This window comes from Methylobacterium sp. E-045, assembly GCF_022829685.1.
Taxonomy (GTDB): Bacteria; Pseudomonadota; Alphaproteobacteria; order Rhizobiales; family Beijerinckiaceae; genus Methylobacterium.
The window spans coordinates 186953-199841 of record NZ_JAKSYE010000075.1; the positions used below are offsets into that span (position 1 = coordinate 186953).

The following is a 12889-nucleotide window of genomic DNA, read 5'->3' on the forward strand; positions in this document are numbered from 1 at the left end:
CCCGACGGCCGACCGGCACGGCATTCGCTCGCGCGGGCGGGGCTTGAGCGGGATGCGGAAACGCGATATGGGGGAAGTCCCTCCTTTTACGCCGTGTTGCATCCGAGAGCCATAGGCTCCCCTTAGACGATGCGCGGAGCCGGTCTTTACCGATGCTCCGACATAGGTGCCGACAAGGCATCCGGCGCTTTCCCGACTGTCCCGCCCGATCAACCCTCGTCCATCGTCGGTTCTCATTCTCCCATGACGTCACAGAACGATTCGCTCATCCCCGTTGATCCGCCGGCCGAGGTCGGATTGGTCGCCGCCGATCTCGGTCAGCACCGCGAGGTCAAGCTTCAGGATCTGAAGTCGAAGACCCCCACCGACCTGATCGCCTTCGCCGAGGAAGTCGAGGTCGAGAACGCCTCCACCATGCGCAAGCAGGAGCTGATGTTCTCCATCCTGAAGCAGCTCGCTGCCAAGGAGGTCGAGATCATCGGCGCCGGCACGGTGGAAGTGCTTCAGGACGGGTTCGGTTTCCTGCGCTCCTCGGAATCCAACTACCTGCCGGGCCCCGACGACATCTACATCTCGCCCACCCAGATCCGCCGCTTCGGCCTGCGCACCGGCGATACCGTCGAGGGACCGATCCGCGGCCCGAAGGACGGCGAGCGCTACTTCGCCCTTCTCAAGGTGAACACGATCAACTTCGAGAACCCGGAGAAGATCAAGCACAAGGTCCATTTCGATAACCTGACGCCGCTGTTCCCGACCCAGCGCTTCAAGCTCGAACTCGATGCGCCGCCGAAGAAGGATTTTTCGCCGCGCATCATCGACATCGTCGCGCCGATCGGTAAGGGCCAGCGCGCCCTTATCGTGGCGCCGCCGCGCACCGGCAAGACCGTGCTGATGCAGAACATCGCGCAGTCGATCACCATCAACCACCCGGAATGCTACCTCATCGTGCTGCTCATCGACGAGCGCCCCGAGGAAGTCACCGACATGATCCGCTCGGTGAAGGGCGAGGTCATCGCCTCCACCTTCGACGAGCCGGCCACCCGCCACGTGCAGGTCGCCGAGATGGTGATCGAGAAGGCCAAGCGCCTGGTGGAGCATGGCCGCGATGTGGTCATCCTGCTCGATTCGATTACCCGCCTCGGCCGCGCCTACAACACCGTGGTGCCGTCGTCGGGCAAGGTGCTCACCGGCGGTGTCGATGCCAACGCGCTGCAGCGCCCGAAGCGCTTCTTCGGCGCGGCGCGCAACATCGAGGAGGGCGGCTCGCTCTCGATCATCGCCACCGCGCTGATCGACACCGGCTCGCGCATGGACGAGGTGATCTTCGAGGAGTTCAAGGGCACCGGCAACTCCGAGATCATTCTTGACCGCAAGGTGTCGGACAAGCGCATCTTCCCGGCCATCGACATCACCCGCTCGGGCACGCGCAAGGAAGAGCTCCTGGTGCCGCCGGATTCGCTCAAGAAGACCTATGTTCTTCGCCGCATCCTCAACCCGATGGGCGTCACCGACGCCATCGAGTTCCTCATGGACAAGCTGCGCCAGACCAAGAGCAACAACGATTTCTTCGACTCGATGAACACCTGAGGAGGGGCCTCCCTCGGGCTCGGACGCCCGCCATGAGATGGCGGGTGTTCCCCGGGGGGGCGCGTTCCCAAACTCGTTTCATTCCCTGGCAAGAGCTTGGAAAGACGTGAGTTGCGGGGACTTGGGATCCAGGCCGGCGAGGCCGACCGACCGTGTTTTCCTTCGGAAATCAGTTGCGTTGCCGGCTAATTTAGATCCGGGGCAGGGGATGCCCCTCCGGTTCCGGTAAGCCTCGGCAGGATGTCCGCCATGAGCGACGGCACCACCATCTTCGCTCCGGCGAGCGGCTTCGGCCGAACGGCCGTCGCGGTCATCCGGATCAGCGGACCGGCCTCCGCTTCCCTCATCGAGACCATGGCGGGGCGACGGCCGCCGCCCCGTCGGCTCTCCCTCCGCACCCTTCGCGACTCTGCGAGCGGGGACGTGCTCGACTCCGCACTCATCGTCTGGATGCCGGGACCCGCCACCTTCACGGGCGAGGACATGGCCGAATTCCACCTCCATGGCGGCCTCGCCGTGCGGTCCGCCGTCATGACCGCGCTCGCCGCACATCCCGGATGCCGTCTCGCCGAGCCGGGTGCCTTCAGCCGCCGCGCGGTGGAGAACGGGCGAATGGATCTCACCGCCGCCGAAGGAGCGGCGGATCTCATCGAGGCGGAAACGGATGCCCAGCGGCGTCAGGCTTTGCGCCAACTCGACGGTGTCCTGGGCCGCAAGGTCGCCGATTGGCGGGACCGCCTGATCGATCTACTCGCCGGAGCCGAGGCCGCCCTCGACTTCTCCGACGAAGGCGATGTCGACGAGACGGCGCTTGACGCGGCGTTGCATGCGAAAGCGCGTGCGATCCGAGACGAGATCGACACGGTCCTCGCCGATGGCCGACGGGGGGAGCGCCTGCGGGAAGGGTTCGTGGTGGTGCTGTCCGGCCCTCCGAATGCCGGCAAATCGACCTTGCTCAACGCCCTGAGCCGACGGGACGCCGCCATCGTCTCGTCGATTCCGGGCACGACGCGGGATCTCATCGAAATCCGCTGCGATCTCGCCGGATTGCCGGTCCTCATCGTCGATACGGCGGGATTGCGTGACACCGCCGATCCCGTGGAAGCCGAAGGCATCCGCCGCACCCGTATACGGATGGAACAGGCCGATCTGGTCCTTGCTCTTCATTCCAGCGACGACCCCATCGATGGGACTGTCTCGCTGCCCGATCGCACCATCCGGGTACGCACGAAAGCCGATCTGGGAGTTGATGCGGGCGACATCATCGCCGTCTCCTCTGTCACCGGAGAGGGCCTCGACCGCCTGCTCAGCCTCATTGAGGAACGGGCGGAGGCGGCCCTCGGCGGCGGCGATGCGCTCGTCACCCGGGAACGCCACCGCGACGGGCTGACCCGCTGCCGCGATCACCTCGGCCGCGTGGTGTCGGGCCCTGCCCTTCCGGAACTCCTGGCCGAGGATCTGCGCCTCGCCGTACGGGCACTCGGAGAAGTCGCTGGCCGGGTCGGCGTCGAAGACATGCTCGACCGCCTGTTCTCCGGATTCTGTATCGGCAAGTAACGGGCGGACGCCGCCCGGCCGCTATGGGACCGTTAGGCTTTGTCCGAGACCTCGAACCGCCTGCACAAGGCATCGAGCTCTTCCGCCGTCTCGTAGCGAATCCGGATTTCGCCGCTACCCTGGGTCTTGGATTTCAGCGAAACCGAAACGCCGAGAGCCCGTGCCATGGCCTGTTCGAGGCTGCGCACCTGTCCGTCGCGCTCGGGCTTGCGCGGGCGCCCGGGACGCGGTGCATCGCCCTCCGGCACTTCCGCCGAGGCAAGAGCCTCGACCTCGCGCACGGAGAGGCCCTCGGCCACGATCCGCCGCGCGACACCTTCGGGATCTCTCACCGCGAGCAAAGCACGGGCATGACCGGCCGTGATTTCGCCCGCTACGACGCGCTCCTGGATCGCGCCGGATAGTTGCAACAGCCTCAAGGTGTTGGCGAGGTGGCTGCGGCTCTTGCCGATGATCTCGGCGAGTTCGGTCTGGCTGTAGCGGAACTCGCTCATCAGCCGCTCGTAACCCGCTGCCTCTTCGATGGCGTTGAGGTCGCTGCGCTGGACGTTCTCGAGAATGGCGTATTCGAGGGAGGTCCGGTCGTCGATCTCGACGACGACGATGGGCGCTTCGTGCAGACCGGCGCGCTGGGCGGCGCGCCAGCGGCGCTCGCCGGCGACGATCTCATAGGTATCCGGCACGCCCGCTAGCGCCCGCACGACGATGGGCTGGATGATGCCGCGCAGCTTGATCGAGGCTGCCAGCTCGTCGAGCTCGGCTTCATGGAAGCGGCGGCGCGGGTTGCGTGGGTTGGGACGGAGAAACTCGACGGCGACCTTGCGCTGTGCCTGCGGCTTTCCCGCATCGCCGTTGTCGTCCCCAAAATCCCCGATCAGGGCCGCAAGCCCACGCCCGAGCCGGGGCCGCGCCACATCATCCGCCATCGCCACCTGCTTCAACTCCGATACGCTACGCATTTACGAGACAGAACGAGAGATCTACGCCGCGACCGGAAGCCGGCCCTCGCGCTGGATCACTTCCGAGGCCAGGCGCAAATAGGCCTGCGAGCCAGCGCATTTCAGGTCGTAGAGCAAGACCGGCTTGCCATGCGACGGGGCCTCCGACACACGCACGTTACGGGGAATCGTGGTCTCGTAGACCTTGTCCCCCAGAAAACTCCGCACGTCGGCGGCGACCTGGTTCGAGAGGTTGTTGCGTGGATCCACCATGGTGAGCACCACCCCCTGGATCGTCAGCCGGGGGTTCAGAGCCGTGCGCACCTGCTCCACGGTGCGCAGGAGCTGGCTCAAGCCTTCGAGGGCGAAGAACTCGCATTGCATCGGCACGAGCACGGCGTCGGCGGCCGCGAGGGCGTTGATCGTCAGCAGGTTCAGGGAAGGCGGACAGTCGATCAGGACATAGGTTACGCCCTCCGTCGCACCCGCCTTGCCGATATCGCGCATGGCGTTGCGCAGGCGATGGGCACGGTCCGATGAACTGGCCATTTCCAGTTCGAGGCCAAGCAGATCCATGGTGGAAGGCGCCAGCAGCAGCCGGGGTACGGCGGTGGGGACCACGGCCTGGGCCAGGGACGCGTCCCCGGCGAGCACGTGATAGGTCGAAACCTTGCGCGAGCGCCGATCGATACCGAGCCCGGTGGAGGCGTTACCCTGCGGATCGAGGTCGATCACCAGCACGCGCTCGCCGATGGCAGCGAGGGCGGTGCCGAGGTTGATGGCCGTCGTCGTCTTGCCGACGCCGCCCTTCTGATTGGCCAGGGCGAGGATTCGGAGCGGCCGCTCGGGCGCTGCCCTGGGGGCGGAAGAGGGTTCGATGGTCATGAATCCACGCGGGAGAGGGTCGTGACGCGGACGATCCGCGCTTCCGACTCAGTACGGCTCGTCACCAGATCGTAAACGAATCTCCACCGTTGCGCTGCAGTGGTCAATTCCGCCGGTGCATCACGGCCCTTCGGAAACAGGGCGGTGGTGCCGGTTGTCAACAGCGGTTCCGTCCATTCGAGCAGCTGGTGAAGCGGCGCCAAGGCGCGCGCACAGACGACATCCACGCCCACATGGTCGGAGATCGCGTCTTCGATGCGAAGATTGCGCACCCGCGCCGGAGCTTTCGTCAGGCGGGCGGCCTCCGTGAGGAAGGCGCATTTGCGGGCATTGCTTTCGATCAGATCGACCTGAAACCCAGGCCGTTCGCGGCCCGCGATGGCGAGGATGAGACCGGGAATGCCCGCTCCTGAACCGAGATCGAGCCATGTGGCGGCGTTCGGCGCGAGATCGAGAAGCTGCAGCGCATCGGCAATATGGCGGGTCCAGACCTCCGCGAGGGTCGCCGGTCCCACGAGATTCTTGACGCTCTGCCAGCGGCGGAGTTGCTCGACATAGATGTCCAGCGCGTCCGCTGTTTCACGTGAAACATTCGCTTGTGCGAGAACCCGAGCCCGGTCGTCCTGCTTAGCGGCCATGAACAAGCGCCAGGCTGGAGCGGTCGGCACGGCGCGCATGCGCCGCGAGGAGGGTGAGGGCGGCGGGGGTCACCCCCTCGATCCGCGCCGCCTGCCCCAGCGTGCCTGGACGGACGGCTTCGAGCTTGGCCTGCATCTCATTGGACAGGCCGGGGATCGCCGCATAGTCGAGCTTGATCGGTAGGGCCACGGCCTCGTCCCGCCGAAAAGCCGCGATATCAGCGCTCTGCCGGTCGAGATAGACCGCATAGGTCGCATCCGTCCGCAGGCGGTCCGCCACGCGGGGGGACACGCTCCGTAACTCGGGCCACACCTCGGTGATGCGCTCCCAGCCGATCTCGGGATAGGACAGCAGCTGGTACGCGGTGCGGCGGATGCCGTCCTGATTGAGACCGATGCCGTGTCGGGCCGCTGCCGCTGGTGTCAGGCTGAGGCCATCGAGCTGCGTTCGCGCCGCTTCGAGTTCTTCCTGCGAGCGGGCAAAATGCTCGGCTCTCACCGATCCGACGCAGCCGAGGGCCGCACCGCGCGGGGTCAGCCGCTCGTCTGCATTGTCCACGCGGAGAGAGAGCCGATACTCCGAGCGCGACGTGAACATCCGGTAGGGCTCACTGACCCCATGGGTCACGAGATCGTCGATCATCACGCCGAGATACGATTCCGCCCGGTCGAAACAGGTGAGGGGCGATCCGCCCGCGAGACGGGCAGCATTGATCCCGGCCACCAACCCCTGTCCCGCCGCTTCTTCGTAGCCGGTAGTGCCGTTGATCTGTCCCGCGAGGAAGAGGCCGGGCAGGCGCTTGGCTTGAAGGCTGGTGTCGAGTTCGCGCGGGTCGACGTAATCGTATTCGATGGCGTAGCCCGGACGCACGATCGCCGCGTGTTCGAGGCCGGGGATCAGGGCGATCAGATCGCGTTGCACGCTTTCCGGCAGGGCGGTGGAAATGCCGTTGGGATAGACTGTCGGGTCGTCCAGCCCCTCCGGCTCCAGAAAGATCTGGTGTCCCTCGCGGTCGCCGAAGCGCACCACCTTGTCCTCGATGGAGGGACAATAGCGCGGTCCGCGACTGCTGATCCCGCCCGAATACATCGGCGAACGGTGGAGATTGGCGCGGATGAGATCGTGCACGGCACGGGTGGTACGGGTGATCCCGCATTGGATCTGAGGCGTAGTGATCCGGTCCGTCAGCGTCGAGAACGGGACGGGATCGTCATCTGCCGATTGCATCTCGAGCCCGGACCAATCGATGGTGCGGCCGTCGAGGCGGGCGGGGGTACCGGTCTTGAGCCGCCCCAGGGCAAAGCCCAGCCGGTCCAGGGTCTGAGCGAGACCGACGGACGGCCCTTCCCCGACGCGCCCGGCGGGGATCTGCACTTCGCCCATATGGATGAGCCCGCGCAGGAACGTGCCGGTGGTCAGCACGACGGCGGGGCAAGCCATGGTCCGCCCGTCCGCCAGGACCACGCCCGCCACCCGTGCGGCGGTAACGAGGATATCCGCGACTTCGCCCTCCACCACCACCAGATTGGCAGTGTCGGCTACCGCCTCCTGCATCGCCCGCGCATAGAGTTTGCGATCGGCCTGCGTGCGGGGCCCACGCACGGCGGGACCCTTGCGCCGGTTGAGCAGACGAAATTGAATTCCCGCCGCATCGGCAACTCGGCCCATCAGCCCGTCGAGGGCATCGACCTCACGGACGAGATGACCCTTGCCGAGACCGCCGATGGCCGGGTTGCATGACATCGCGCCGATCGTGGCGGCCGAATGCGTGACCAGGGCGGTGCGGGCACCGGTACGGGCGGCGGCGGCGGCCGCTTCCACGCCGGCATGGCCGCCGCCGACCACGACCACGTCGAAAGAGGAACTCGTCTGGGACATAGGGTGATTAGGCGCGACCGGAGCGAGTCGTCAACGAGCCGTGCGCGCAGAGCCGACACTCGGCAGAACTGGGCCGCTTCGGCCTCAGGCTGGGTGGGACCCGTTGTGGCAGGGAGGCGACGTGGACGACGCGAGCAAGGACATGGGCTCGCTCTCTCAGCCACGTCGGCGGGCGGCCTCCGTGGCGATGCGCAGAAGCGTCGCCGAAGCATGGGCATGGGCGAGGTCGGGCTGGGAGCGGCGGCAGGCAAGCACAGCCTCTTGCAGCAACTGTACCGCATGACGGAGGGCGACGGGGGACCAGCGCCCGAGCTGAGCCTCGACGATGGCCTTGCGGCGAAAGTGCAGGCCGCGCCAATTCCCCACCATCATGCTCGGACTCTGCCCCTCCCCCGCGATTCGGGTTGAGAGCAGCGTGAGGGCATGACGCAGGGCCGAGCCGAGCATCACCGAGGGATCCATACCCTCGTGGCGGAAGCGGCGATAATCCCGCTCCACCTCTTCACCGCGTCCGACGAAGGCGGCGTCGATCAATGTATTGAGGACGCTGCCGGCGACGTCGCTGATCACCGCCTCCACGTCGTCCAGGGTGATCTCCGTCTGACCCCTGGCATAGAGCGCCAGCTTCTCGATCTCGGACAGGCTCGCTCGCCGATCTCCACCCAGACTCATGGCCAGGATGTCGCGCGCCTCCCGGGCGATGCGCTGGCCATTCTCCTGAAGCGTGCGGTCGATGAGCTCGGCCAGGGCGCGCTCGTCATCGGCGTAGCAGGGGAGCGCCAGAGCCCGAGACGACTTCTCGCAAAGCGTCCGCAGGGGCGCGCTCTTGGCGAGGTCTCCCGCCTCCACCACGATGCGGGAACCGGCGATCTCGGCCTTCAGCGCCGCATCCACCGCCGGAGCGTAATTGCGGCTTCCGGGCCGTACCCAGATGCTGCGCTGGCCGCCGAACAGACCGACCGTTCCAGCCTCGTCCACGAGCCGGCCGGCGTCGGACGCAAGGACATCGCCGTCGATCTTGACCAGAGCGAAGGGATCGGACGGATCGGTGACGAAACTTTCGGCCAGACGTTTGGCGCGCTCGAAGACGAGGCCGGTATCCGGCCCGTAGACGAGTATGACCGCGATCTGCGACGCAGGTCCGCGCCGCAGCAGTGCCTCGATATCGCCGGCCTTGACGGCGGTCAGGGCTTGGTCACCAGAACGGAAGCGATCCGCGTCTTGATCTGGTCGGCCAGGGTCTTGGCCAGACGGATCTCTGCATCGCGGGCTGCGCGCAGGGAGGCGAAGCGCTGGATCGAACGATCATAGGTCGTGGTGGCCACCGCCACACCCTCGGTGATGATCTTCGCACCATCCAGTGATTCGAGGGAGAACCGGATGGTCCCCACCAGCGTGCCCGCCTCGGCGCGACCCGTCTGGGACGACACGATGGGGGTCTGCACCGATTCGCTCCCCTGCATCTTGAGGCGATAGCGTTTCGGAGACGGCTGGCCCGAACCGTCGAGATCGAAGATGAGTTCGCTGCGCAGGTAATGCCCGAGCCGCTCCTGGCCTGCGGCCGTGGAGACGTCGTCCACCTGGACCGAAGCAAGGAGGGCGGCCATGGGTTCGCCGGACGCGGTCGGTCCGTAGAGCGGGCGAAAGCAGGCCGACAGGTTGACGGCCAAGAGGGAGACCAACGCGACCTTCGCCGCGCGGGACCATACCGCCTGTCTCAGCCCATGCATCATCATCACAGTACTGCTCTCCGTCCGGTCCCGCTCTTTACGGCGATCCCGCCCCTTGCGTCACCTGTATAAGCAGCAAGCTTTACGATTCCTCTGCGGCAGGACGATGGTGACGCTCGCATGGGGCGTCTCTCACACCACGAGGTTCACGATCCGGCCGGGCACCACGATGACCTTGCGAGGAATACGGCCTTCGAGGGCCTTCCGCACGGCGTCATCGGCGAGGACGAGGGCTTCCACCTTCGCGGTATCGGCCGTGCGAGGCACCGTGACATCGGCACGCTTCTTCCCGTTGAGCTGGACGGGGAGGGTGATCGCGTCCTCCACCAGCAACGCACGATCGACTGCCGGCCACGCGGCCTGAGCGACCAGCCCCTGTCGGCCGAGGGCCGACCAACATTCTTCCGCCAGATGCGGCATCATCGGCGCAACGAGCTGCGTGAGGATGCCGGCCGCTTCCGTCGCCGCCTCCCGCGAAACGGAGGCGGTGCGGATCGCCTCGTCGAGAGCGTTCGACAGGGTGTAGATATGGGCGACGCAGCGGTTGAAGCGGAGGCGCTCCACATCCTCTTCCACAGCGGCGAGGGCTTTATGGGCGGCCTTGCAAAGCGCAGCGTCGGACGCTCCGCTTTCGGCGGGTACGCCCACCGCGAGGGAGACCAAGCGCCAGACCCGCTGGACGAATCGGGCCGCTCCCTGGACGCCATCCTCCGTCCAGATCACGTCACGCTCAGGCGGCGAATCGGACAGCATGAACCAGCGGGCGGTATCGGCGCCGTAGCTGGCGATGATGTCGTCCGGGTCCACCACGTTCTTCTTCGATTTCGACATCTTCTCGATGGAGCCGATGGCGATCGGCGCATCTGTTTTCACGTGAAACGCCTGACGCTCGCCGCCCTCGGCGGTGATGCGGATATCGGCCGGCTGAACCCAGGCTCCGGCCGCGTCCTTGTAGGTCTCGTGGACGACCATGCCCTGCGTGAACAGGCCGGCGAACGGCTCCGAGACACCGGACCATCCGGTCGCCTGCATCGCCCGGGTAAAGAAGCGGGCATAGAGCAGGTGCAGGATCGCGTGCTCGATGCCACCGATATACTGGTCGACCGCCAGCCAGTGATCCACGGCCGCACGGTCGGTGGGGGCATCCTTGAGCCAGGGCGCGGTGAAGCGCGCGTAGTACCAGGATGAATCGACAAAGGTGTCCATCGTGTCGGTCTCGCGCCGGGCCGCAGCGCCGCAGCGCGGGCAGGGCACGTTGCGCCAGACGTGGTCGCGCTCGAGCGGGTTGCCGGGCGTGTCGAACGAGACCTCGTCGGGCAGCTTCACCGGCAGGTCGGTGACCGGCACGGAGACGGGCCCGCAGGCGTCGCAATGGATGATCGGGATCGGGCAGCCCCAATAGCGCTGGCGTGAGACGCCCCAGTCGCGCAGGCGGAACTGGACCTTGCGCGCCGCCACCGCCTCCCCGTCAAGGATCTCCGCCTCGAGTCGGTTGGCCACGGCATGGAAGGCCTCGTCCGTCGTCATGTCGTCGAGGAAGCGCGAATTGATCATCCGTCCATCGCCGTCATAAGCGGTGTCGGTGACGACGAAGCTCGCCGCGTCCTGTCCCTCCGGGCAGACGACGGGCGTGTTGCCGAGGCCGTACTTGTTCGAGAAGTCGAGGTCGCGCTGGTCGTGGGCGGGGCAGCCGAACACGGCACCGGTGCCGTAATCCATCAGCACGAAGTTCGCGACATAGACCGGTAGCAGCCAGGACGGGTCGAGGGGGTGGCGCACCCGCAATCCCGTATCGAAGCCGAGCTTCTCCGCCGTGTCGATCGCAGCCTGCGCCGTGCCGGTGCGGCGGCATTCCTCGATGAAGGTCTGGAGTTCGGGACGGGTGGCGGCCACGGACGCCGCGACCGGGTGGTCGGCGGCGATGGCCAGGAATTTCGCGCCGAACAGGGTGTCGGGACGGGTGGTGTAGACCTTGATCTCGCCGTCACGCGCATCGAAGGCGAAGCGGACTTCCAGCCCCTCCGAGCGGCCGATCCAGTTCTTCTGCATCACCCGGACCTTCTCCGGCCAACGCTCCAGGCCGTCGAGGGCGTCGTAGAGATCCTGCGCGAAATCGGTGATCTTGAAGAACCATTGGGTCAGCTCGCGCTGTTCCACCAGCGCCCCCGAGCGCCAGCCGCGCCCGTCGATGACCTGCTCGTTGGCGAGCACGGTGTGGTCCACCGGGTCCCAGTTCACCTTGGCGGTGCGGCGAGTGACGAGTCCCTTGTCGAGGAAGTCGAGGAACATCCGCTGCTGGTGCTTGTAGTAATCGGGGTCGCAGGTGGCGATCTCCCGGCTCCAGTCGAGGGACAGGCCCATGCTCTGCAACTGGCCGCGCATGGTGGCGATGTTGGCGTAGGTCCAGTCGCGCGGGTTGACCTTGCGCTCCATGGCCGCGTTCTCGGCCGGCAGGCCGAAGGCGTCCCAGCCCATCGGATGGAGGACCGCGAAGCCCTTGGCGCGCTTGTAGCGGGCCACCACGTCGCCCATGGCGTAGTTGCGGACATGGCCCATATGGATGCGCCCCGACGGGTAGGGGAACATCTCCAGGACGTAGTATTTCGGGCGCGGGTCGTCGTTCTTCGTGGCGTAGATGCCTTGCGCCGCCCAGGCCTCCTGCCAGCGCGGCTCGGCATCCTTGGCGTTGTAGCGCTCCGGAACGGGCATGGGGGAGGAAGTCATGATGGGAACTCTGAGATACGGGCCAGGACGGCCTGGCAAGGCGCCTCACGCGGCGCCGGATCGGTTGGGTGCCGGACTAACACGGCCTGTTTGCCGGTCAACAGAGCCGTCACCGGTTGAGCCCGGCGCTTGCGGCCCGCGTTGCGGATGATAGGTCAGGCGAAACCTGCCCTTCCTCCTTCGCCCACGAGACACCATGCCCGACTCCTCCCCGCCGAGATACGCCCATCCGGACACCGCCGCCGTCGTCGCCGGGCTGAAGGCCGTACGCGAGAGGATCGTGCAGGCGGCCCAGGATTCCGAGCGGGACCCGGCCGCGATCTCCCTGGTGGCGGTGTCGAAGCTCATCGACGCGGACGGCATCGTCCCCGCCCTGGAGGCGGGACATCGGGTCTTCGGCGAGAACTACGTTCAGGAATCGAAGGCGAAGTGGCCGGCTCTGCGCGAGCGCTTTCCCGATGTCGAACTTCATCTCGTCGGGCCGCTCCAATCGAACAAGGCGCGCGAGGCGGTGGAACTGTTCGACGTGATCCACGGCCTCGACCGGCTGTCCCTGGCGGCGGCCCTGGCCAAGGAGATCGAGCGCACGGGCCGGACACCGAAGCTGCTGGTCCAGGTCAATACCGGCGACGAGCCGCAGAAGGCCGGGGTCTCGCCGTCGCAGGTGGACGTCCTCCTCAGCGAGTGTCGTGAGACCCACGGACTCGCGATCAACGGGCTCATGTGCATCCCACCGGCCGAAGCCCCGCCCTCCGCGCATTTCGCCCTCCTGGCGCGCATTGCCGAGCGCCACAACCTGCCCATCCTCTCCATGGGCATGAGCGCCGATTACCCGGCGGCGATCCAGATGGGCGCCACCCATATCCGGGTCGGCACCGCCATCTTCGGCGAGCGCCCCCGCGCTGCAGGGGCCTGAACCGCACCGCCTGTCCCGGTGCCGCTTCGCGGGGC

10 protein-coding genes are annotated in these 12889 nt (G+C 66.7%); 3 read left to right on the forward strand and 7 right to left on the reverse strand.

The window, feature by feature from the left end:
• The first annotated feature begins 243 nt into the window (after window positions 1-243).
• Both rho and mnmE read left to right on the forward strand, forming a co-directional pair.
• On the forward strand, window positions 244-1587 hold the full coding sequence (rho, locus tag MKK51_RS11765; protein ID WP_027171473.1) for a transcription termination factor Rho: 1344 nt from the start codon (window positions 244-246) through the stop codon (window positions 1585-1587).
• A 249-nt stretch (window positions 1588-1836) separates the two neighbouring features.
• The gene (mnmE, locus tag MKK51_RS11770) at window positions 1837-3144 is read left to right on the forward strand and encodes a tRNA uridine-5-carboxymethylaminomethyl(34) synthesis GTPase MnmE (protein ID WP_243977250.1); all 1308 of its coding nucleotides are present in this window, start codon (window positions 1837-1839) and stop codon (window positions 3142-3144) included.
• A 32-nt stretch (window positions 3145-3176) separates the two neighbouring features.
• Here mnmE and MKK51_RS11775 read toward each other — a convergent pair whose 3' ends face one another.
• The 7 genes from MKK51_RS11775 to leuS all read right to left on the reverse strand — a co-directional run bounded on the left by MKK51_RS11775 (window position 3177) and on the right by leuS (window position 11938).
• Window positions 3177-4070, reverse strand: coding sequence for a ParB/RepB/Spo0J family partition protein (locus tag MKK51_RS11775; RefSeq protein ID WP_243977335.1), 894 nt, complete (start codon window positions 4068-4070; stop codon window positions 3177-3179).
• A gap of 54 nt (window positions 4071-4124) precedes the next feature.
• Window positions 4125-4967 carry a ParA family protein gene (locus tag MKK51_RS11780; RefSeq protein WP_243977252.1) on the reverse strand — a complete coding sequence of 281 codons (843 nt, stop codon included), beginning with the start codon at window positions 4965-4967 and terminating at the stop codon, window positions 4125-4127.
• On the reverse strand, window positions 4964-5605 hold the full coding sequence (gene rsmG, locus MKK51_RS11785) for a 16S rRNA (guanine(527)-N(7))-methyltransferase RsmG (RefSeq protein WP_243977253.1): 642 nt from the start codon (window positions 5603-5605) through the stop codon (window positions 4964-4966). The genes MKK51_RS11780 and rsmG overlap by 4 nt, the downstream gene beginning before the upstream one ends.
• Window positions 5595-7484 (reverse strand): tRNA uridine-5-carboxymethylaminomethyl(34) synthesis enzyme MnmG, encoded by a 1890-nt coding sequence (gene mnmG / locus MKK51_RS11790; RefSeq protein WP_243977254.1) that lies wholly within the window; start codon window positions 7482-7484, stop codon window positions 5595-5597. The genes rsmG and mnmG overlap by 11 nt, the downstream gene beginning before the upstream one ends.
• A gap of 156 nt (window positions 7485-7640) precedes the next feature.
• A complete protein-coding gene (gene holA / locus MKK51_RS11795) occupies window positions 7641-8672 on the reverse strand; it encodes a DNA polymerase III subunit delta (RefSeq protein WP_243977336.1) in 1032 nt (343 codons plus the stop codon).
• On the reverse strand, window positions 8669-9220 hold the full coding sequence (gene lptE, locus MKK51_RS11800; protein ID WP_243977255.1) for an LPS assembly lipoprotein LptE: 552 nt from the start codon (window positions 9218-9220) through the stop codon (window positions 8669-8671). Before lptE ends, holA begins: the two co-directional genes overlap by 4 nt.
• Window positions 9221-9346: 126 nt before the next feature.
• Entirely contained in the window at window positions 9347-11938 is a 2592-nt protein-coding gene (gene leuS / locus MKK51_RS11805; protein ID WP_243977256.1) for a leucine--tRNA ligase, read from the reverse strand.
• Between the two features lie 196 nt (window positions 11939-12134).
• Between leuS and MKK51_RS11810 the strand changes: the two genes are divergently transcribed.
• Complete coding sequence (locus tag MKK51_RS11810) at window positions 12135-12854, forward strand: YggS family pyridoxal phosphate-dependent enzyme (RefSeq protein ID WP_243977257.1); 720 nt, start codon at window positions 12135-12137, stop codon at window positions 12852-12854.
• The last annotated feature ends 35 nt before the right edge of the window (window positions 12855-12889 follow it).

Coding starts and splice junctions, on each gene's coding strand:
- mnmG (WP_243977254.1), bottom strand. CDS start 7,484: ATGTCCCAGACGAGTTCCTCTTTCGACGTGGTCGTGGTCGGCGGCGGC.
- lptE (WP_243977255.1), bottom strand. CDS start 9,220: ATGATGATGCATGGGCTGAGACAGGCGGTATGGTCCCGCGCGGCGAAG.
- rsmG (WP_243977253.1), bottom strand. CDS start 5,605: ATGGCCGCTAAGCAGGACGACCGGGCTCGGGTTCTCGCACAAGCGAAT.
- MKK51_RS11810 (WP_243977257.1), top strand. CDS start 12,135: ATGCCCGACTCCTCCCCGCCGAGATACGCCCATCCGGACACCGCCGCC.
- MKK51_RS11780 (WP_243977252.1), bottom strand. CDS start 4,967: ATGACCATCGAACCCTCTTCCGCCCCCAGGGCAGCGCCCGAGCGGCCG.
- MKK51_RS11775 (WP_243977335.1), bottom strand. CDS start 4,070: ATGGCGGATGATGTGGCGCGGCCCCGGCTCGGGCGTGGGCTTGCGGCC.
- rho (WP_027171473.1), top strand. CDS start 244: ATGACGTCACAGAACGATTCGCTCATCCCCGTTGATCCGCCGGCCGAG.
- mnmE (WP_243977250.1), top strand. CDS start 1,837: ATGAGCGACGGCACCACCATCTTCGCTCCGGCGAGCGGCTTCGGCCGA.
- leuS (WP_243977256.1), bottom strand. CDS start 11,938: ATGACTTCCTCCCCCATGCCCGTTCCGGAGCGCTACAACGCCAAGGAT.